This window comes from Sphingobium amiense, from assembly GCF_003967075.1.
GTDB lineage: Bacteria > Pseudomonadota > Alphaproteobacteria > Sphingomonadales > Sphingomonadaceae > Sphingobium > Sphingobium amiense.
In genome coordinates, this window is record NZ_AP018664.1 from 603,710 (window position 1) to 624,267 (window position 20,558).

The 20,558-nt window shown below is 61.4% G+C and carries 21 protein-coding genes and 1 pseudogene; 14 read left to right on the forward strand and 8 right to left on the reverse strand.

Going from position 1 to position 20,558, the window contains the following annotated elements:
• The first annotated feature begins 26 nt into the window (after positions 1-26).
• Complete coding sequence (locus tag SAMIE_RS02855; protein ID WP_066697783.1) at positions 27-518, forward strand: hypothetical protein; 492 nt, start codon at positions 27-29, stop codon at positions 516-518.
• 199 nt (positions 519-717) lie between these two features.
• On the opposite strand, the gene SAMIE_RS23700 is transcribed toward SAMIE_RS02855, so the two are convergent.
• Complete coding sequence (locus SAMIE_RS23700) at positions 718-939, reverse strand: hypothetical protein (protein WP_066697777.1); 222 nt, start codon at positions 937-939, stop codon at positions 718-720.
• A 115-nt stretch (positions 940-1,054) separates the two neighbouring features.
• Here SAMIE_RS23700 and SAMIE_RS23705 point away from each other — a divergent pair.
• Positions 1,055-1,327 (forward strand): annotated as a pseudogene (locus tag SAMIE_RS23705) (LytTR family DNA-binding domain-containing protein); the annotation flags it as partial.
• A gap of 47 nt (positions 1,328-1,374) precedes the next feature.
• Here SAMIE_RS23705 and SAMIE_RS23260 read toward each other — a convergent pair.
• Positions 1,375-1,851 carry a DUF302 domain-containing protein gene (locus SAMIE_RS23260; RefSeq protein ID WP_232037356.1) on the reverse strand — a complete coding sequence of 159 codons (477 nt, stop codon included), beginning with the start codon at positions 1,849-1,851 and terminating at the stop codon, positions 1,375-1,377.
• A 280-nt stretch (positions 1,852-2,131) separates the two neighbouring features.
• Between SAMIE_RS23260 and SAMIE_RS02870 the strand changes: the two genes are divergently transcribed.
• Genes SAMIE_RS02870 through SAMIE_RS02880 form a run of 3 tightly spaced genes read left to right on the forward strand, consistent with a single transcriptional unit; the run spans position 2,132 to position 4,665 of the window.
• Positions 2,132-3,001 carry an alpha/beta fold hydrolase gene (locus tag SAMIE_RS02870; RefSeq protein WP_066697762.1) on the forward strand — a complete coding sequence of 290 codons (870 nt, stop codon included), beginning with the start codon at positions 2,132-2,134 and terminating at the stop codon, positions 2,999-3,001.
• On the forward strand, positions 2,998-3,423 hold the full coding sequence (locus SAMIE_RS02875) for a muconolactone Delta-isomerase family protein (protein ID WP_083952382.1): 426 nt from the start codon (positions 2,998-3,000) through the stop codon (positions 3,421-3,423). Before SAMIE_RS02870 ends, SAMIE_RS02875 begins: the two co-directional genes overlap by 4 nt.
• 48 nt (positions 3,424-3,471) lie before the next feature.
• Positions 3,472-4,665 carry an acetyl-CoA C-acyltransferase gene (locus SAMIE_RS02880; RefSeq protein WP_066697760.1) on the forward strand — a complete coding sequence of 398 codons (1,194 nt, stop codon included), beginning with the start codon at positions 3,472-3,474 and terminating at the stop codon, positions 4,663-4,665.
• Positions 4,666-5,024: 359 nt separating this feature from the next.
• Here the strand turns inward: SAMIE_RS02880 and SAMIE_RS23265 are convergent, their stop codons facing one another.
• Genes SAMIE_RS23265 through SAMIE_RS23270 form a run of 3 tightly spaced genes read right to left on the reverse strand, consistent with a single transcriptional unit; the run spans position 5,025 to position 6,696 of the window.
• Positions 5,025-5,171, reverse strand: a complete 147-nt coding sequence (locus tag SAMIE_RS23265; RefSeq protein ID WP_157077753.1) for a hypothetical protein — start codon at positions 5,169-5,171, stop codon at positions 5,025-5,027.
• Positions 5,171-6,181, reverse strand: a complete 1,011-nt coding sequence (locus SAMIE_RS02885; protein ID WP_066697756.1) for a FecR family protein — start codon at positions 6,179-6,181, stop codon at positions 5,171-5,173. Before SAMIE_RS02885 ends, SAMIE_RS23265 begins: the two co-directional genes overlap by 1 nt.
• Positions 6,178-6,696, reverse strand: a complete 519-nt coding sequence (locus SAMIE_RS23270; protein WP_162849024.1) for an RNA polymerase sigma factor — start codon at positions 6,694-6,696, stop codon at positions 6,178-6,180. The genes SAMIE_RS02885 and SAMIE_RS23270 overlap by 4 nt, the downstream gene beginning before the upstream one ends.
• A 986-nt stretch (positions 6,697-7,682) precedes the next feature.
• On the opposite strand from SAMIE_RS23270, the gene SAMIE_RS02895 reads away from it, so the two are divergent.
• From SAMIE_RS02895 to SAMIE_RS02920, 6 genes are all read left to right on the forward strand, one after another.
• Positions 7,683-8,075, forward strand: a complete 393-nt coding sequence (locus tag SAMIE_RS02895) for a response regulator (protein WP_066697753.1) — start codon at positions 7,683-7,685, stop codon at positions 8,073-8,075.
• A gap of 436 nt (positions 8,076-8,511) precedes the next feature.
• Positions 8,512-9,060, forward strand: coding sequence for a carbonic anhydrase (locus tag SAMIE_RS02900; RefSeq protein WP_066697750.1), 549 nt, complete (start codon positions 8,512-8,514; stop codon positions 9,058-9,060).
• Positions 9,061-9,094: 34 nt separating this feature from the next.
• Entirely contained in the window at positions 9,095-10,621 is a 1,527-nt protein-coding gene (locus tag SAMIE_RS02905) for an MFS transporter (protein WP_197724661.1), read from the forward strand.
• Between the two features lie 156 nt (positions 10,622-10,777).
• A complete protein-coding gene (locus tag SAMIE_RS02910; RefSeq protein WP_197724662.1) occupies positions 10,778-11,677 on the forward strand; it encodes an alpha/beta fold hydrolase in 900 nt (299 codons plus the stop codon).
• Between the two features lie 29 nt (positions 11,678-11,706).
• On the forward strand, positions 11,707-12,096 hold the full coding sequence (locus SAMIE_RS02915; RefSeq protein ID WP_197724663.1) for a nuclear transport factor 2 family protein: 390 nt from the start codon (positions 11,707-11,709) through the stop codon (positions 12,094-12,096).
• A 245-nt stretch (positions 12,097-12,341) separates the two neighbouring features.
• Positions 12,342-13,139: an alpha/beta fold hydrolase gene (locus SAMIE_RS02920; protein ID WP_066697737.1), complete on the forward strand. Its 798-nt coding sequence runs from the start codon at positions 12,342-12,344 to the stop codon at positions 13,137-13,139.
• A gap of 103 nt (positions 13,140-13,242) precedes the next feature.
• On the opposite strand, the gene SAMIE_RS02925 is transcribed toward SAMIE_RS02920, so the two are convergent.
• Complete coding sequence (locus tag SAMIE_RS02925) at positions 13,243-13,869, reverse strand: isochorismatase family cysteine hydrolase (protein ID WP_066697734.1); 627 nt, start codon at positions 13,867-13,869, stop codon at positions 13,243-13,245.
• 11 nt (positions 13,870-13,880) lie between these two features.
• Here SAMIE_RS02925 and SAMIE_RS02930 point away from each other — a divergent pair, with 11 nt between their 5' ends.
• Positions 13,881-14,534 (forward strand): TetR/AcrR family transcriptional regulator, encoded by a 654-nt coding sequence (locus SAMIE_RS02930; protein ID WP_083952379.1) that lies wholly within the window; start codon positions 13,881-13,883, stop codon positions 14,532-14,534.
• Positions 14,535-14,900: 366 nt separating this feature from the next.
• Positions 14,901-15,830 carry a retropepsin-like aspartic protease gene (locus tag SAMIE_RS02935; protein WP_066697729.1) on the forward strand — a complete coding sequence of 310 codons (930 nt, stop codon included), beginning with the start codon at positions 14,901-14,903 and terminating at the stop codon, positions 15,828-15,830.
• 181 nt (positions 15,831-16,011) lie between these two features.
• On the opposite strand, the gene SAMIE_RS02940 is transcribed toward SAMIE_RS02935, so the two are convergent.
• Positions 16,012-17,466 carry a catalase gene (locus SAMIE_RS02940; protein ID WP_126516715.1) on the reverse strand — a complete coding sequence of 485 codons (1,455 nt, stop codon included), beginning with the start codon at positions 17,464-17,466 and terminating at the stop codon, positions 16,012-16,014.
• Between the two features lie 1,142 nt (positions 17,467-18,608).
• Here SAMIE_RS02940 and SAMIE_RS02945 point away from each other — a divergent pair.
• Positions 18,609-19,181 (forward strand): carboxymuconolactone decarboxylase family protein, encoded by a 573-nt coding sequence (locus tag SAMIE_RS02945; RefSeq protein WP_066697725.1) that lies wholly within the window; start codon positions 18,609-18,611, stop codon positions 19,179-19,181.
• A 29-nt stretch (positions 19,182-19,210) separates the two neighbouring features.
• On the opposite strand, the gene SAMIE_RS02950 is transcribed toward SAMIE_RS02945, so the two are convergent.
• Positions 19,211-20,509: an NAD(P)/FAD-dependent oxidoreductase gene (locus SAMIE_RS02950; RefSeq protein ID WP_066697723.1), complete on the reverse strand. Its 1,299-nt coding sequence runs from the start codon at positions 20,507-20,509 to the stop codon at positions 19,211-19,213.
• Positions 20,510-20,558 lie beyond the last annotated feature (49 nt).

Genomic DNA, 20,558 nt, shown 5'->3' on the forward strand with positions numbered 1-20,558 from the left:
GTTGTGAGCAATTGCGGGAGAGAGACATGTTCCTCGACGGAGATACATGCTTCGTGGCGCCAGCCGCCAAATGCCGCGCGCCGCAGATTTCCGCCGAATTTACCGGTTTGTTCAATGCGCTCGAGCGGCAAGTGATCGCACTTGGGCAACACGATGACCGCTTCAGTATCATGCCGCGCGAAGGTTGGTTCTGGACTGTCTCATCGCTCTTCACGAAGCCAGCTCCGGGCCTCGCCAATGCGCGACTCGAGGCACTCCGGCGGCTAGTGGTCTCGTTGCGCTTTGCCCCCGCCGAGGCAATGGGGGAGACCCTCGCAAAGGCGGCCGAGGCGGGGCTCTCACCTGAACAAATTTCGGCAATCATCGTCCTGATGGATGCAGCGCGTCCTGATCGCTATCGCTGGGTGCCGGCCTGGATTCGAGGCGCCGGAACAAGCAGTCGCGTGCGGAAGACCCTAGCTGCTGAACTTTGCGATAGCTGTCGCCGACTTCCGGAGGCCGACAACATTCGTCTCTAGCTGACGCCAGTCGACGCCTGTCAATCATTGGCTCGCGGCGCAATTCGATTAAAACGGTCGATCGCCACTCAACGTCGCCCGCCTCCCAAATTACACCTTCGTATAATGGTGAAGAAACGCCAACGCGGCAAACCGTAACCGCTTGCCCTATTAGCCCCATGACGGCCGACGGTTGGCGAGCTTGGTCGCGAGACGCCGTTCAGACGCCGGCAGGACTATCGATCAGGAGAGCGATTTTGCCCTTAAGGTCGCTGAGCTTGCGCTCGATTTTGGCCGCCGACATCGTTCCAAGGCTGTCTGAACCTTTACGCTCTCGGCCGGTAGGTTCTCCTTCGATCAGATCGGCGCACCGGCCCGAAGCAAGATTGGCGATCGCGGAGAGGCTGCGCAGCGATCGCATGGCTTCGTGCAGGTTTTCCAAAGCGAGCCACTTCGTGCAGGCCGCTGCATGCAGTCGGCCGATCCAGGCCAGCCTGCCGGCGTCTCGCTGGACCGGGACGAGCGCGACTGGCCTGCCCCACGACATCGGCGCGGCCCTCGAGGCAGAGCGGGACTATATGCGGCTGCATATCGGTCGCCGCAGCTACATGCTCCACCAGACCATAACCGCGCTGGAGAAGGCGCTGGACCCCGCTCATTTCATCCGGTTGCGCCGCTCGACGATCGTTCGGCGCGACTTCATCAGGCGGCTCGGCCATAACGGCCTGGGCGCCTGGCAAGCGACGCTCGCCGACGACACAGCAATTCGGATTGGCCGATCCTATCTCGCTGCCGCCAAGCTATTGTTTCAGTCGCCTGATCGGTTGTGACAACTACGCCAGGCGGGATCCGGCAGATCCCAAGCGTCGCAAGCGGGTCAGACGATTGCCTTGATTACCGTCTCGATCTTGGCGTCAAGGCCTTGGCCGATCTTGTCGATCTCCGCATTGCCGAGGCTGGCCAGAGCCGAAGACGGCCGATTATAGGAGATCATTGCGTTCCCGCCGTCCGAATAGATCTGCACGCCGAAGGGCACGAGCAGACCAGCGCGGATGTCATGGGCGACGATCTGGGTCGCGATCAACGGATTGCCGATCAGGTAGAGTGTGCATTCGCGTCGCTGGCCCTTGAGCGACGCCGTCGGCCCAAGATCGATTCGGAAGAAGATCATCATCCCGTGAGGTCCCTGCATCCGGCCGATTGTCGCTTCCGCATCGGACCATGTGGCTTGGTCGCGCACCAGCTGTTCCCCGATCGGGTGATCATAACGCCCGAGTTGGGCCTCGAACGCGGGCACCAGTTCCCGATAGGGTAGATCGCTCGTGAAGATCACTCGATCAAGCGACGAAGACATCGAAGTCGGTTGTGGGTCGATGTGCATCGCTACCGGTGCTCCGCAAAGGGGCCGCGGCCGCACAGGGGCCGGGACCAAGGTTGATGAACGCCCACCTGTTGAATTCCTGGTAAGCGCTCGCGCAATTATATCTGGGTGTAATCGGGCAATCCGGCCCCCGCGAGGTAGGCCAAAATACTTCGATACGCGCGTATAATTGAGCGAACCGAACCGGGCGGCGATCTTGCGGGTACGGCGGCGGTTCGTTGCCCGTCCATCCTGAAAGGCGCGAGCAGCAGCCATGACCGATACCCAAGCATTCACCGAGCACCTGATCACGCGAGAACAGGGCAAGCTCTATGCGCGCGACTATGCCGGCGCTGGTCCGGCTTTCGTCATGATGCACGGCTTCCCTGACCACCTCGGCATCTATGATGCTCTAGTGCCTCACCTTGTGGCCGCCGGCCGCCGGGTCGTGACGTTCGACTTCCTAGGGTTCGGCAAGTCCGACAAGCCCGCTGGCGCAACTTACACGTTTGCCGACCAAAGCGACGATCTCGAGGCCGTCATATCCCAGCTCGACCTCGGGGCGATCGTCCCCGTCGCGCATGATTCCTCGGGGCCGACCGGCATCAACTTCGCGCTCGACAATCCCGACAAGGTCGCGGAACTCGTCATCCTCAATTCCGGCTATGACGATGCCAAGCCTATCCTCTGGCCGGAGCTTATTACGCTCTTTGCGACCGAGAGCCTGTCTGCGCTGGCGATGGCGTTTGCAACGGACCCGGCGCAGTTCGGCTGGCTGCTTGGCTGGCAGCAGACCAGGTTCACCGTCCTCCAGCCGCCGGAGCAGGCAGCCGGATTCAGGCGTGAGATCGGCCAGCTGATCGCCGACAACTTTATTCAGCAACCGAGCAGCGGTCCGGCCTTCGTGCAACTCGTCGCGCAGTTTTTCCCTGAACTGGCCCGCAACACCGAGAGGCTTCCCGAACTTGGCGGCCTGACAATGCCAGTGAAGGTCATCTGGGGCGAATTCGACCCCTACATCACGACTGAGGTCGGCCGCGACCGGGCGTCACATTTCAAGAACGCGAGGCTGACGCTGCTCCCGGCGGGCCACTGGCTGCAGTCCGACATGCCCGAAGCCGTCGCCAAGGAGATGCTGGCATGAGCCGACGAAACATCCTCGCGTTCGCGGCCGTGGCCTTGCTCACCGCTTGCGCCGCCGCGCCGGCACTTGCTCAGGCGGCGCCGGCAGCCCAGCCGCAGGATGCCGCCAAACCGCAGTTGATCACCCGAATCCTCGCGGTCGGAAAGCTGACAGAGAAGGCCACACCGGACAAGCTACCGGCGGTTTTGGCCCATGAGGTGCCCGCGACGCTCCAACTCTACCTTAACGGCAAGATCGCCGACTGGTATGCCAAGCCGGACCAGACGGGCGTCGTGTTCCTGCTCAACGTGACGAGCGTCGAAGAAGCCCACGCGCTGCTCGAGGCTCTGCCGCTCGGTCAGGCCGGAATGATGACCTTCGAGCTGACGCCGCTCGGTCCGCTCCTGCCGCTCGGACGCCTGTTGCCGCTTTCAGCGAAGTAGCGTTTGAAGGAGGACAGGGGCCAATCCACCCTCTGAAGGAGAGACGTCTTGCCCGCTCACGATCCCATCGTCATCGCCGCAGCGGTCCGCACGCCACTAGGCCAGTTTCTGGGTGACCTCTCCCCGATCGCATCGCCCCAGCTCGGCGCTCAGGTCATCAAGGCGGCAGTCGAGCGTGCCGGTGTCGCGGCAGGCCAGATCAGCGAGGTGCTTATGGGATGTGTGCTGCCGGCAGGGCAGGGGCAGGCTCCGGCCCGCCAGGCTGCCCGGGCGGCCGGATTGCCCGACGGCACCGGCGCCACCACGATCAACAAGGTCTGTGGGTCGGGCATGAAGGCGACGATGCTGGGTCACGATCTTCTCGTCGCCGGGGCCGCCGAGATCGTCGTCACCGGTGGCATGGAGTCGATGTCGAACGCGCCCTATATGCTGGCCAAGGCCCGCACTGGGTACCGTGCCGGATCCGGTGAACTGCTCGATCACATGATGCTCGACGGGCTTGAGGACGCCTATGACAAGGGTCGCCCAATGGGCGACTTTGGCGAGGCGGCAGCCGCCGCCTATAGCCTCACGCGCGCAGACCAGGATGCTTATGCAATCGAGACTCTGAACCGCGCTCGCGCGGCAATCGACAAAGGATCCTTCCGCCCCGAGATCGTTTCTGTCGAGGTGCCCGTCAAAGGCGGATCGCGGCTGGTCGAGAATGACGAGCATCCGCTCAAGGTGTCACCCGAGAAGATTCCGCTGCTCAAGCCGGCGTTTCGACCAGACGGGACGATTACCGCCGCAAGCGCGTCTGCGAACGCAGATGGTGCGGCGGCGCTGGTGTTGATGCGTCGGTCGACGGCAGAACAGGCGGGTTTCCCAATCCTGGCCGCGATAATCGGCCACGCCACGCACAGCCAAGCCCCCGAGTGGTACACCACCGCTCCCGCACCTGCGATCCGCAAGCTTCTCGCGAAAATTGGCTGGGGCATTGCCGATGTCGACCTGTTCGAGATCAACGAGGCCTTTGCGGTCGTACCAATGGTGGCAGCGATAGAGCTCGGCATCACCACCGAAATCATCAACATTCACGGCGGAGCCTGCGCGGTCGGCCACCCAATTGGTGCGACCGGCGCAAGGCTGATCGTGACTCTAGTTCACGGTCTCCGCGGCGCCGGCCTCAAACGCGGGATTGCATCGCTGTGCATAGGAGGCGGCGAGGCCACCGCGATTGCGATCGAAGTATCTGGCGCCTGAGCATCTCATAGCTAGGGACGGGCCAAGACTTACGGACACTTTCCCCGGGGCCGTGCACATCTTGCGGTCCGCACGGTCATCTCTCCGCGTTGTTAATCCTGGTGGTAAGCGACCGTTCCAGTGATTCCATGAGCCGCCACATTATCGGTGACGTCTCCTCGGGCCGGATCACGGGCAGAGGACAGTCCGCCAAGCCTGCAGCCCCGTCCTCGTCTGACGAGGCGTCCTCCAGTGAAGCTACGATTCCGTGAAGCAGGTGCAACGTTGCCTCCGCTTCCACCAGACGCGGCGGTTCATGAGACAGCCACCTTCTGCAAGCGGCCAGATGAAGCGAGGTGATCCAGGTCCGCGACGCTGGATCACCGGCAATTTTCAGCGCCTCCATTTCCGCTGTCGATCGCCGCTGAAGGTTCGCGATCAACGAAAGGCTGGAAGGTTGCATCATAGGTTCCTCCCTTTCTGTGGCCGACCGGCTGGCCGATGAAGATGCTGACAGCATCCTTCATTAAACGCCACGATTCCGTGACGAAACTATTTCGAGACCACCGCGCGCATTACGGCGGACCCGAACGGGATAGAGTTCGGCAATCGTGTCTACGAAACGACCGGGATCGTCAGTCCGGAACTGTCCAGAGACGCGCAGCGCGCCAGCCTGGGCGTCACCGACGGTTACCGGCCTTTCGACATAGTGATTCATTCGCTCGACCGCCTCCGCGATCGTCATGTTGTGCAGTTCAAGATAGCCCGATCGCCAGGCCAGCGCCGTATCGACGTCTGCGCTCGCGACTTTCTCTTCGCCACTAGCCGAAACGGTGAAAGCTTGCCCGGGCGAAAGAGCATGGCTCGTGCCGTTCGCCAGCGATGAAACGACCACCGAACCTTCTTCGAGCACGACGGAGAGCCTACTCGCTATCAAAGACACTCCAAATGCGGTTCCCGTAGCCGTCACGGTGTGACCCTCTGTCGAAACAACGAACGGACGGGTCACATCATGCGCCACCTGGAAATAGGCCTGGCCGTCAAGAAGGGCGACCTCGCGGCGGCTGCCCACTTGCGCGAAGGAAATCTTTGACCGGGCGTCGAGCATGACGCGGCTGCCGTCTGGCAGCATCACCTCCCGACGCTGGGTGTCCGAGGAATATCGCGTCACTTGGGGCGCCGCGGTGATATTTGGCCCATTGTTGGGAGCGATCGTACCAATCTGCCCCCAAAGGAGAAAACTGATACAGAGGATGATGCTCGCAGCCACGGCAACTCCTTGAAACGACAGGGATCGCCAGACAGGCCGGCCCAGGGATCGCGCCTCGTCTCGAATTGAGGAGAGCAGTGGGTCGGGCGCGCGGTCGAAATCCGCCCACATCGCCTGCCCGCGAGCCCAGCCTTCGCGATTGGCGACGGAATCGGCGATCCATTCCCTGAAACGCGCATCCTCGTCAGCGTTCAGCCCGCGATCATGCGCGACAAGCCATTCGGCCACCTCGGCGTCGATGCCAGCGCAGGGACGCTCGGCGCTCATGAAGCGTCTCGGGTCGCGGCCATGAGATGTCGGGTTGCGCGGAGCATATGTTTCTCAGCGGCACTTACCGATATGCCGAGGCGCTGTGATATTTCGGCGAAGGATAGGCCGTCGAGCCGCCGGAGCGAGAAGACAGACCGAGTCCGCTCGGGCAATTGGGCCAGCGCCACGCTGGTCGAGCGAAGCTCGTCCCGCGACAAGAGTTCCCGCTCGAGCCCAGGCAACTCTCCTCCGTGGACCTCTGGATCGAACGAGACGTGTTGCGCGAAGAGGCGAACGACCCGCCTCCGGTTCCTGTCCTTGAGGGCGCTGGCCGCGGCCTGTAGCGCATAGCTGGCAAACCCGGCATAGGTGTCGAACGAACCACGCCGCACGATCCGGAGGAAAACCTCCTGCACCAGATCCTCGACATCTGCGTGATTCTTTACCGAGCGCATGAAGAACCGCGTCAGCGCAGGCCGAAGCGCGGCCATCCGAATGCCGAGTTCCTCGTCCGCTCCCCGGTCATCGGTCACAAGCAGAGAATCTTCGGTCTGGTCAGTCCAACGGCAATCATTCTCTATGGCTCCACGGAGCTCGATCCATGAATTGGAGCGAGCGACGGGGCATAGCATGAAGCTTCTATTCAGGCTTTCCGAGATCAGGCCCAGGCCAAGAGTAGGACGCCGAATCGGTATTGTCGATCCCAGCGCGCCGGCAAACGCAAGGAGCGGCCCGGAGCAGCGGAGGGGCCCACCAAGCGACGCCACGACTAGCGCACCACCCGTGCTGGACACCGTCGCGACGCGCGCTCGCGCGGATGAATCCCGGTAGAAGCCCGGCATGGGCCTGCCCCCGACGCGTCCGTCAGCGCAGTGACACACCCACGGTCCGTCCCCATTTCAAGCGGCCTCCAAATTGGACTGGGACACACCAGGCCTCCTCGACACCAGGCCTCCTCGACACCCAGAAACGCAACTCCGGACCAAACCCACACTTTCGATTTCAAAAAATCTTCGAAGGCAGCCGACCGTGATCGTTCGAGTGTTCTACGGAGGGAGGGGGCATCGAATCGCGGCCGATCGAGTGATGTGCCATCGACACGCTCCACCGCCGGGATGGCTCGCCTCGGTCCGAACTGAAGCTAATTGGGTTGGAAGAGCGTCAGCGAACATCGGACAGCCGCACTCGCGGATCCTGCTAAAGGGCTAAATCGGCGCCCCCATTCCGGACGCAATCTTGCCGCGAGCTACCGCCCAACATCCATCCTGCGCCTCCAACCGACTATACAGCCGTATCGTGGCGTGAGCCCCGAAATTCTGAATAGAAGCGCAAAAAGAACGCGGGAGATGTGGGTGTCCGACAGTTTGAAGGGACTGTGCTTTGCGTTCGGCGACCTACAGCTGCCCTCTCTCTTTAGCGCCGCGCAGCTGTATCGAGCGCCAGTCGTGGAGGCCGGCCCCTCTCCAGCGCGCGGCTCCGGCAATTTATTCCGGCTCACTCTCACGCGATCGGAATTGTCTTGAGCCAAAAAAGCATAGCAATCGTCGATGACGACGATTATCTGCGGAACGCATTGGACAATCTTGTCCGCTCCGCCGGATATTTGGTCGTACAATTCTCGTCCGCCGAGGCATTCCTGGCCCGCACTTGCGAGGCCCCTCCTGATCTTTTGCTTACGGATTACAACCTGGGCGGGATCGATGGAATCGAGCTGATTCGAATACTCCGTAATTCCGGTGATTTGATTCCAGCGCTGGTCATGAGCGCCCACGACGGTGAAATCTTGCGAGAACGGGCGCTTGCTGCGGGCGCTCTTGGATTTCTCGAAAAGCCATTCGTTGCCGACCATCTACTCGAGATGATTGAGCAGGGCCTCAAGCCGAAGCCTTCAGACCTCAACGGTTCTTTCTGACCTCGAAAAGTCATCTGCAAGGCATCGGCGACGCTCGATTTTGATACGCCCGTATAATGGCCTGTCCCACACCTGATGGACCACAATAGGCGCGGTGTTTCCTCCGGCTAGCGACAATCACGAAACTGGACGGGCTTTTGTGGCGAAGGATTAACGATGATAGGAGATATTGCGCCGACAAAGGCGCATCCCCGTTCGCGCAGGGGCCGTCCAGGTGAAGGGTGCGGCCTGCGGCCCAACCCTGCTGTGATGGCAACCTCGCTACCGCTGCCTGCGTCCGCCCAAACCCGACCTCGCATTTTCCTCGTAGTGCGGTCACGTCGAACGGGCTGAACGAAGCAGGCCTAAGCCCGCCCGCGCCTGCAATTCGACGGCTCGACGTCCGACATTACCCGCCACACACCATCTGCCAGTGCCTGAAAACATGGAGACTCAAATGGACTTTCTTGAAACGATCACCGGACGGAACGAGGGATTTGCCTCGAGCGGCTTCGTCGAAGGGCTCAAGATGCTTCCCTATGAGAAGACGGTCATCATTGGCTGCGTCGATCCGCGCGTCGACCCGGCCGACCTGTTCGATCTCAAGACGGGTGAGGCTGTCGTTATCCGTAACGTCGGCGGACGCATCAACACGGCGCTGTTGGAGACAATGGCGATCCTCAGGACCGTCGCTGGCGTCGCCGGCAAGCCGATCGGCGATGGCTGGAATCTGATCGTGCTGCACCACACCGATTGCGGCATAATCCCGGCCCACAAGCACGCGCCTGAACTTCTCGCGAAGCACCTCAACGTGACTACGCAGGAACTCGAGCAGATGGCGATCGACGACCCGTATGAAGCAGTCCGCCTGGATGTTGCGGCGCTGAAGGCCAACCCCAACCTTCCCGCGGGCTTCATGGTCTCGGGAGTGGTCTATGACGTCGCAGATGGCAAGGTCGAGACCATCGTACCACCGACCCGTCTCCGTGAAGAGGCGGCGGCCTGACCAAACTGCGAGGTCGGTGGTGGCAAATGCAAGCTTGAGCCGCGAGAAGCTGCTGGTGCTTCTGTGTGTCTCCGTTCCGTCCTTCATGATCAACCTGGACGGCAACATCGTCGCGGTTTCGCTGCCATCGATCGCGCACAAGCTGAATGCGAGCTTCGCCGCGGTCGAATGGGTTATCAGTTCCTACACGCTGACCTTCGCCGCGCTCGTGATGCCGGCGGGTGCTCTTGCCGATCGCTACGGCCGAAAACGCATCCTGCTTATCGGTCTCGCGCTTTTCACTTTGGCCTCGTTCTTCTGCGGGGCGGCGCCGACATCGACGGCGCTCAATGTGGCGCGCGCATTTCAAGGCATCGGGGCGGCGCTCCTCCTGAGCGCCGCGCTGGCATTGCTCTCGAAAGAGTTCCAGGGAGCCGAGCGCGCGCCCGCCTTCGCCTTCTGGGGCTCCGTCATCGGCATCGCGATCACGCTAGGACCACTCATCGGCGGCGTCATCACTCAGAAGCTCGGCTGGGTGTGGGCGTTCTTCGTGAACGTGCCGGTTGGCATCGTGATGATCGTGCTGACCGCCTACACTGTCGAGGAGTCGCGGGATCCGGACAGCTCCTCGATCGACTGGGCTGGCTTTGTCAGCTTCGCGTCATCACTGTTCCTCCTGACTTTCGCGCTCATCTCCGGAAATCGCCGAGGCTGGTCCGACCCACAGATCGTCGCGGCGTTGATCGCCTCGGCGGTGCTTTTCGCGGCTTTCATCATCGCCGAGAAGCGGCAAAGACGTCCGATGCTGGATCTCAGCTTCTTTCGGCGGCCAACCTATATCGGGGCCAACCTCGCCGGGCTTGCCTACGCCGCGGCCCTGCTGACGATGCTGACCTATATCCCACTTTATTTCCAGGGCGGTTTCGGGCTGTCGCCATCGACCGCCGGTATATTGATGGTGCCGATGGCGCTCCCCCTGTTCATCGTCCCGAGGATCGTCGGCAAATATCTTGTCCATAAGTTTTCGGGCCGTGGCCTGTTGACCACCGGCCTAATTCTGGTGAGCAGTGGCATGTTCGCGCTCGCCGCACTTGTGCCAGGCCATCGCTTCGAGCCTATGCTCGTTGCGATGCTCATTGCCGGAGTCGGTGCCGGAGTCCTGAACGGCGAGACCGCCAAGGTCGGCTTAAGCGTCATCCCCCCCGAACGGGCAGGGATGGCCGCCGGCGTTGGCGGCACCGTCCGATTTGCCGGGATCGTGGTCGGCTTTGCCGCGCTCGGCGCCGTACTTTATGAAAGGGTCGCGTTCTCGATCAGCCGATCCATTCCCGGGCTGTCGGCGGCTAGCGTTCACCAGATCAGCGGGTTCATCGCTTCCGGCAACATTGCGGCTGCAAATCGTCTCCAGCCCGGTGTGCAGGCAACCTTACTCGCCGGTTTCGGGGAAGGTTACCAGGTCGTGTTTTTCGCGGCAGGCGTGATTGCGGCGTTAGGCGCGGTGGCGAGCTGGACGTTAGTGGCCTATGTCAAGCCATCGACCTCGCTCTCCAACGTCGAAGTCCCGATCGCGGAAATCGACTGAGCGACTGCTCGAAACGTCACGTCTTGTCGAAACGTCATCTGGCTCGTTGCACGGTGCGAGTTATACTGCCGTACAATTTTCCCGACCGACCCCAACGGATACAAATTCGCGGTCAATTCGAAGCTTCTCAGGGAAAATGCGCTTTGGGGTCGGGCAATGAACATGGATGTGGTTGGCGCGAAATCGGAACCTGTGACCGAGATCGGGATGATCGCCCTCGCGGATGGAATTTCAGTCCGCCGCATGGTCGCCCAGCCGGAATCACCCAAGGGCACGGTGATCCTGCTCCACGGCTTTCCCGAGACTCTTTACGCGTGGCGAGGCATCGCGCGCGCCCTGGCGGACGAATATGAGGTCCATACGTTCGATTGGCCGGGATACGGGCTTTCGACGCGGCCGTCGCCTGATGCCTTCTCTTATGCGCCGAGCAACTACGCCAACCTTCTCCGTCAATATATCTCCGCGGCGGGAATCGATCGGTCGAACCTCACCATCTATGCGACCGACATCAGCGGACTGCCGACCTTGCTTCTGGCGTTGCAAGAGCCGGATATCGCCCGCAAGATCATCGTCGGCGATTTTGCTCCGTTCAACCGGCCCGACCTTATGCATCCGGACCTGCGGGACCTGAAGGTAAAGCCGCTGTCGGAGCAGATCCGGGAAACATGGAACGCCGCCTGGAATGACCTGGTTGAGGCCCGGGGCTTCGGCGCCGGGCTGCCGCCGGAAGCGCAATTCGATGTCGCTCGTGAGTTCAAGGACGACATGGCGCAGTCCTGGAAGCACAGCGATCTGACCACGATGGACGCCTTCTACCACTATTATTCCTATTTCACCCGCGACGAGGACTATTTCGAGCAGCGGGTCGGAGGCTTCTCGGCCCCGGTCAAGGTCGTCTGGGGCGAACTCGATCCCTACATTGACAAGGCAATGGGCGTGGAACTCGCGGAGCGACTGGGTGCCGAGTTCAAGCTTCTGCCGGGAATCGGTCACTATCCTCACAATCAGGCACCGGAGCAGGTCGTCGCGGAAATCCGCGACTCCTTCCTGCCGTGACTACAGGGGTAACCATGGGAGATACTTTTGTGAGCGCAGACAACAAGGCGATCGTCATCCGAGCTCTGACAGGCGTTTTTGTCGACAAGGATGCGGGCGTGGTCGACGAGATTTTTTCGCCGGACTACAAGCAGCATAACCCCGCGATCCCAAATGGGCGCGAGGCGATCAAGGCTGTCATTGGTTCTCTCGGCCCCGACTTCAAATACGAGATCGGCATGGTCGCGGCAGAAGGCGAATATGTGATGGTGCACGGTCGATATACCGGCTGGGCACCTAACCCGATGATCGCAGTCGATGTCTTCCGTGTCGTTGACGGCAAACTCGCAGAGCATTGGGACGTCATGCAAGAAGAGGTCGTAGCCGCAGCCACCGCCTCGGGAAACGCGATGTTCACCAATCCTCAAGCGCTTTCATAATAACCAAAGCGCGCAAGTGACTTGATTTGCTATAACCTGGCCACGACTTGGCGTCCCGCCAGCGCGCGCTACCGCCTGTTGAAGCGCTTATTTTATCCGGGGCGCCGAATTATCACGAGCAACCGGCAAGACTATTGCACCAGCGTATAATGGGACCAGCGAGCAAGATCGAATAGCGGTGCAGACACGGATTGAAGTCCGTCGCCCGGACTTTGTTATCCGGTTCCTGCACTAAAGGATTAGCTATGAAATCTCTTCTCACCATTGCGGCAATGGCATTGGCCGCAACCTCCGCCACTCCCGCTCTGGCGAAGAGCAACGACAAACCGACCATCGTCCTTGTGCACGGCGCCTGGGAGACCGCCGGCGTCTGGGCCGAGGTGGAATCCGGCCTCGAGAAGGACGGATACAAGGTCAAGACGGTCAACCTCCCTGGTCGCGAAGGCAACCCGATGCCCGCAGGCGAGGTCACCCTCGACGCGTATCAGAAGGCGGTCGCGCAGGTGATCGCGGGCGAGACCAAGCCGGTGATCCTGGTCGGGCACAGCTTCGGTGGCTTCGTGATTTCGGCGGAGGGCGAGGCAGAGCCCGAGAAGATCAAGACGCTCGTCTACGTCGCCGCTTATCTTCCGCTCGACGGCCAGTCGTTGCTCGGCCTCGCGACCACCGATGCCGGCAGCAAGGCAGGCGAAGCCCTCATCATCGACAAGGACAAGGGTATCGCCGGCATCAAATATGAGGCGCGCGCCGGGCTCTTCGCGAACGGCGCGCCGGCTCCGGTCGGTGATGCCGTTGCCAAGGGTATCGTCGACGAACCCCTCCCGCCATTGACCATGCCCGTTCATCTGACTGCCGACCGCTTCGGTAAGGTCGACAAGGTCTATATCCACACGCTGCGCGACCAGGTGGTGAGCCCCCCCTTCCAGGCTCAGATGGTTGCGGCGACGCCCGTCCGGTCCGAACTCAGCATCGACACCGGCCATATTCCGTTCATCGTCAACCCCCCGGGCTTGGTGAAGCTGATCGAGGACGCCGCCAAGTAGGCGGCATTCCGTGGGCCGCTGGCTTTGCGAGCGGCCCACAACCTTTCAACCAACAATGAGCGGTCCGCGTCGAACGGCGTCCACACATCGGCGTCATTGGCGCTCAGACGGTTGCCTTGATCGCCCGCACCAATTCGTCGGTCGTCAGGACTTCATGTGCGTAGGTCGGCGCATCGATGTCCAGGGCAGCATGTAATGCTTCGGGCGAGCGGGCGGCCGTTCCATCCCGAACCAACGTCACGTGAAAGCCGAGTTCCATGCCGTACCGACCCGTCGCCTCGAGGCATGTGTTCGCGAGCAGGCCCACACAGATGATCTTTTCCCGGCCATAGGCCTTGAGCTGATGTTCGAGGTCCGTGTTGGGAAAGCCGCTCGACCCCCAGTGCTCCTTCACAAGAATGTCGCCTTCGAGCACCGGGAAATCAGGATGGAAAGTGCCGCCCCAAGTGTCCTTTGCGAACGCTTGCCGCTGTGCTGCGCCGAGCTGGTAGGGTGAAGGATACTTCCAGTTCACATAGTCGCCGGGTTCCCAGCGATGATGCGGGACATGGTAGATTTTGATCCCGGCCGCGCGAGCGGTGCTGACGATGGTCCGCAGATTGTCGAGAAGGTGATTTTCCGTGGCGATCTCCTCGACCCATGGCCAGAGTTTGCCGTCCTCCGAGAGGAAGTCGTTGTAGAAATCGATGCAGAGCAGGGCCGTGATCGACGGGTCATAGGTGGTGGTCATGGTCGAACCTCATGCGCTGGCAAGCGGCCTTATCCGTTCGCCTTGCAAAAATAGATAATAGCTATAATCTATTTGAACAGCCCCCTTACGAGGGGAGGGCAGAAACCGAGGGTTTGAAGATGGGACGCTCGTCCAATGAGCAGGCAACGAGAAACCGCGCGAAGATCGTAGACCGGGCCAGCGCGCTGTTTCGTCGCTCTGGCGTAGAGCCGATTTCGGTCGCCGGCGTCATGGCGGCGACCGGTATGACGGTCGGAGGCTTCTACAAGCATTTTGGGTCGAAAGATGATCTTGTCGCAGAATCCATGAAACTGGCATTTGACGGATCTCTGCGTTCCTGGCGGGCGGCCTCATCGATAGTAGCCCACTATTTCGCTAAGAAGCCTGCGGACCAGACGTGCCCGATACAGGCGTTTGCGCCGTATGTTGCCGATGACGCGGCATCGCCCACATCGCGTGAGGCTTATGCCGAGGGGGCAAGAGCGCTGCTTGAGCAATTCCTGCGGCACGAGTGCGCTCCGAGCGCCGCGGATGAAGATCAAGGTGATCGCGGAAGGTTGCTATTTTCTGCGATGGTTGGAGCCGAATTTCTCGCGCGCGCTACCTATGGCGCCGACTGGGCGAAGGAGCTCCAGTCGGTTGTCGAAAGAGCTAGCAAAAACTAAAGAATTTCGAGGAGCCGGACCGTTTCTTCGTCTGGCCGTTTCATACCCAGCGCTCGAGAGAACTTGGCTGGTTCCGCCCCTTAAGCGGTTCGTGTGCCAATAGGCGTGCGATACACGAATATAATGTCCGGCTTTCGCCGTTCCCTGTAGCTCTTGAGTAGCCGTAGCGACACGAAGAATGAAGTGAAAACAATGTCTCGCCAAACCCGCCGCTCCACGCATGCCAGCCGGCCGAAAGCCGCCATGGCTCTTCGAAAGGGAGGTAAAATCACCAACCTGCCTTTCTTCAGTTGCGGGAACGGTTGGATCAGGGAAGCCTTCAATCGTGCGACTGCGAAAGCGATTCCCCATTCTGGAACTGCGCTGATGCCGCGCTTCGTGACGGGCATGCTCGCCGGCGCCGCGTGCCTCCTGGGCGCTTCGCCGGTCTCTGCCCGCATGTCGTATGTCCCGGTCAAGCTGCGTGTCGTCTCGGGCGTCAGGCCGTTCGCTCCTGTCCGCGTGAACGGGAAGCCGTTCCTGTTCATGCTTCATTCGAACGCCAGATTCACCGTCATGACGACCCACAAGAACGCCGCATTGGCCGGCGTCACCAACCTCATATTCAAGGACCATTATGGTATCAGTACGCCGGGCCAAGTGAGCAATCTCGGGCGGGCGAGCGCGACGCTGGAAAGGCTCCAGGTCGGCGATCGGACCTATTCGAAGGTGCCAGCGCTGATATTCGAAGTGCCCCAGGATCCGCCGATGGATGGAATGCTGGGCATTACCTGGCTTCGGGAGCAGCATGTGATGCTGGACTATGGCCGCAAACGGCTGGGTCTTCCCCAGTCAGAAGAGGACACCGAAGCGGCCGACCATAAGTTGTTGGCCGCAGGCTACAAGGCGCACAAGATGATCTTCGATAGCGCAGACAAGTCCTATTTTGTCGAAGGAACCATCAACGGCGTCGCAGTCAGGATCGGCGTCAACACCGTCGCCGAGAACGTCCTCGACGTGACGCTCGCGCGCACGGCCGGCGTCGAGCTGGGTCCGGTCGCCGACCATTATGGCGGCCCCGACGGCGCGCAGGGCGACGTCTATTTCCCAAAGCGCGATGTCGAAATCGCTATCGACGGCCAGGAAGCCGCCCCGATCCGACCCCAGATATTCGACACCTATGCCTACGATTCCGCCCCGCGCCCGGCGACCAGCGACGCGGCCCATACGGCGAGACTTGGTGCTGACTTCATGATCGCGAACCGGGTTGTGATCGATTTCGGTAGCGAAACGATATTTATCGGGCCTCAGCGGTGAGCATGGTCAGCGGCTGCGGGGAAGGAATGGCTGCGGCGTGAATCTTGCGCTTGATCAGGTTGGCCGCGATTGCGCCGCCGGCCATGCATCCATGAAATGGTAGGAGCGGTCTTGCCGCATGGTCGGCAGGCGGCGCCACGGGCCGGTGGCCCGTCGCGCCGCGCGACTTATTAGGGACGCCTCAGAGTTCCAGAGCCTTCGCCACTCCCTCGCCATACGCGGGATCCGCCCGGTGGCAATTGCTGACATGCCGCTCTTTCACAGCGCGCGAAACACCCTCCATCGCGCGCGCGGTGTTCTCGAACAGCACTTGCTGCTGGACGGGGGTCATCTTGCGGAAGAGGTTGCCGGGCTGGAGATAATGATCGTCATCGAGCCGATGATCGTAATGCGTGGCCGCGCCACTCAAGGGTAGCGGCGGATTGGCGAAGGCCGGCTGTTCCTCCCACTCGCCGCGCGAGTTGGGCACATAGGCGAGCGTGCCGCCGTGATTGCCGTCCACCCGCATCAGCCCGTCGCGATGATAGGAATGCGCGGGACACCGCGGGGCGTTGACCGGAATCTGGTGATGGTTCACGCCCAGACGATAACGCGCGGCATCATTGTACGCGAAGAGGCGCGCCTGCAGCATCCGATCCGGCGAGAAGCTGATGCCTGGCACGATCGTCGACGGCGCGAACGAGGCCTGCTCGACATCGGCGTAGACATTCTCCGGGTTGCGATTGAGCTCGAACACGCCAACCTCGATGAGCGGAAACTCGCCATGCGGCCAGACCTTGGTCAGGTCGAAGGGGTTGACCGGATGCTCGGCGGCCTGGGCTTCGGTCATGACCTGGACGTACATCGTCCAGCGCGGAAACTCGCCCTTCTCGATGCTGGTATAGAGGTCGCGATGATTGCTCTCGCGGTCCAGCCCGACCAGCTGAACCGCCTCCTCGTCTGAGAGATTGGCGATGCCCTGCTGCGTCTTGAAGGTGAATTTCACCCACACGCGTTCGTTAGCTGCGTTGATGAAGCTGTAGGTATGGCTGCCGAAACCATGCATGTGGCGGAAGCTCCTGGGGATGCCCCGCTCGCTCATGACGATCGTCACCTGGTGTAGCGCCTCCGGCAGCATGGTCCAGAAATCCCAGTTGCTCTCCGCGCTGCGCAGCCCGGTGCGCGGATCGCGTTTGATCGCATGGTTGAGGTCGGGAAAGCGCAGAGGATCGCGGAAGAAGAACACCGGGGTGTTGTTGCCGACCAGATCCCAATTGCCCTCGTCCGTGTAGAATTTGAGCGCGAAGCCGCGGATGTCGCGCTCCGCATCCGCTGCGCCGCGCTCGCCCGCTACGCTCGAAAAGCGCGCGAACATCTCGGTCTTCTTGCCGACCTCGGCAAAGATGCTGGCCTTGGTGAAGCGGGTGATGTCGTGCGTCACCGTGAACGTGCCGAACGCGCCGGCCCCCTTGGCGTGCATCCGGCGCTCGGGGATGACCTCGCGATGGAAATGCGCCAGCTTCTCGATCAGCCAGACATCCTCGAGCAGGGCTGGGCCGCGCGGGCCCGCGGTCTCGATATTGAAATTGTCGGGAACCGGAGCGCCAGCGGCGGTGGTAAGCCTTTTGTCGGCTGCGATTGGATCATTCTCGGACATAGTCATTCCCCGATCGTTGGACGAAGCATTCGCACCGAGGATGATCCTGCGTCGACGGGAATGGAATTATACGATGGCATCGTCTTGCGGGGGAGCGCCGCAATTTTCCGATCGATCCGCAGTTCTTTATCGGGCCGATTACCGCCCATCGAACATCCGGATTTTAAACGCTCGGCCGGGAACGGCCTGGTAGTGTGGATTCAGCTGTTCTCGGACGGGTAGGGGAGGGCCGAGGTGACCTGCCAACCTAGGCTCTACTCAAACTCGTTGGACGCGACCGGGTCGCTTGCCGGGAACGTATCTTCAAGCGCTCGATCCAGTCTCCGATCCACAGCATCGCCTTGCTTCGGCTGCCTCACGCTTCTTGGCGTCGACCGCCGCCCGGGAGAGACTCGCGGCACTTTCTTCATCCCTTGTCTCCTGCCTTGGCCCTACGAACAGAGGCGGTTCCCCCTTTCGATCGCTGCCGATATGTCGCGAGAGAGCGAACATCCTGAACGCTTTCGGGCCGCAAGCGGGCAGCTTGCCAGTATTGCGCAACCGCCTTGGCCGCCGCTTTCACGTCGTCGAACGGATGAAAACATTGGCAGGACAAAGAATTGATGGAAATTATACGAAGGCATCGTCAGCCGTGCAGATTTCGAGGCCGTCAGGCTTGCCATGCCCGTCCGTCTCGACCTCGGAACCTCACCCGCGTCAACACCAGCACGGCGCGCCGTCATATCCCGTCAATTACAGTGATTGCCGGGCGGGCCGCAGATGCTGAGGTGCCCAGCGACGTTGTTCGCTACACCCACGTATAATTGAGCGCGCAACCTAGAGGCGCCACCCTGATGGCGCGGATTTGGCGGGGTTGGGCAACAGCGCCATTGCACTGCCGACCGCTGCGTCGGCTCAAGGCTAACGGGCACCGCCGGGAAGATCGAAAGGACCGTCTATGCCAGTCCGCATCGTCCCTGCCTGCCGCGCCAGAATGGGCAAGAGCCAGCGGAATCTCCGCGTCACGTCGCACCAATCTCACGACTTTCCGAGGCCAACCCTCGCGATCCCATCCTCGCTTCGCCCCGATGTGCAGGCCCGCGCGCACTCAGTTTTCTGCCTCGCGGGAAGGGCCTTCCACCCCAGTCCAAGAAAGATGATCTATGCGCCTACCGCTTCTCAATCCTGCCGAGCTCAACCAGGTTCAGCGCGAGCTTTACGATGACATGCGTGCCGGCATCGCCACCGGCTTCAACACCTTCCGTACCGCGCTCGACGATGGAACGTTGATCGGACCATGGAATGCATCCCTGCACCATACCGGCGTCGGCAGGGCCTTCTGGGATCTTACCAAGGCCATGAACGCGATGGGTGTCCTGCCCATTGAGGTGAAGGAAGTCGCGATCCTTGTTGTCGGTGGCCATTACAACGCTGCCTACGAGATCTACGCTCATGTGGCGGCGGCCAACCACATCGGTATCCCGCTTGACCGGATTGCGGGGTTGGTCGCGGGCGTGAAGCCGGACGAGTTGTCCGCGCAACAGAGCGTCGCTTTCGACGTTGCTCACGCGCTCTGTCAGAGAGGGCCGCTCGCAGAGCCACTCTGGCGGCTTGCGGTCGCGACGTTCGGCGATGGCGGAGCAGCGCAGCTGGTCTATCTTGTCGGCCTCTATGCGTTCGTCGCCACAACTCTCAACGGGTTTGACGTCCCGGCCCCCGACTACGACGATCGATGAAGTTCGAAAGTCTAGCGATGATCGCCGGCTCAGCGAGCTGTTGAGTGGAGGTCGGGAGAGATTTTGTCCGTTGGCACCTCACCTTGTGTGATCAGCCGGCTTCCGCGCTGATCGCGAAGATGGATCCACAACCAACTTAGGGCGACGCTCAACCGGCTTTTCAGGCCGATGAGAAAATAGATGTGGGCGAAGCCCCAAATCCACCAGGCGAGCGATCCTCGAAGCCTCACCCGGCCGAAATCAATCACGGCGAGACGCTTGCCAATGGTCGCAAGGCTGCCCTGATGGCAGTATCGGAACGGCGGAGGCGCCGGCTTCCCGCGCAAGCGCCTCCCGATGGTCTTCGCAACATACGCCCCCTCCTGCTTCGCGGCGGGTGCGATGCCGGGGACTTGGTCTCCCGTGGGCCCGGTGATCGCAACCGTGTCGCCAATGGCAAAAATCTCGGGATAGCCGGGCACCGTGAGGTCGGGCTCGACGAGAATGCGACCGGCGCGATCCGCCGTCACGCCGAGCCATGCCGCCGCGGCTGACGCCTTGACGCCCGCCGCCCAGATGATTGTCCGTGTTGGCAGAAATGTGTCCGCAAAAGTAACCCCGTCGGCTGTGCAGTTCGTCACTGCCCGCTCAAGCACCACCTCGACGCCGAGCGCCTCGAGAGCCTTATGGGCATAAGCCGAAAGGTCCTCGGCGAAGCCTGGCAGAATACGAGGTCCTGCCTCGACCAGGATCACCCGCGCCGTCCTGGTGTCGATGCGGCGAAAGTCCGGAGCCAGCGTCGACCGTGCAAGCTCGGCGATCGTACCCGCAAGCTCGACGCCCGTGGGCCCGGCGCCCACAATCACAAACGTTAGATTCGCTGCTTGGCGCCCGGGGTCTACGGCGCGCTCTGCTCGCTCAAACGCAAGCAGGATTCGCCGCCGGATCGTCGTGGCATCCTCGAGGGTCTTAAGCCCCGGCGCGATCCCTTCCCAATCGTCATGCCCGAAATAAGTGTGCTGCGCGCCGGTCGCGAGCACCAGAGTGTCATATCCGACTCTCTCTCCGTCGCTGAGGATCACCTGCCGCGCGCTTGCGTCGATCCCTGTGACGGTCGCTAGAAGCGTCGACACCTCACTGCGCCCTCGAACCAGGTTGCGGATAGGCCATGCGATTTCCGAGGTCGACAGGGAGGCAGTGGCCACCTGATAGAGAAGCGGCTGGAACAGATGATAGTTTCGCTGATCGATCAGCGTGATTTCGGCCCGTAGCCCGGCCAGGCCAGAGACGGCCTCCAGACCACCAAATCCCCCTCCGACGATGACGACGCGATGCGCATGAGAAAGCATTCTCTCTGCTCCGCTATGGTTATATCTCGTCGCCGGCCAAAGTACCACG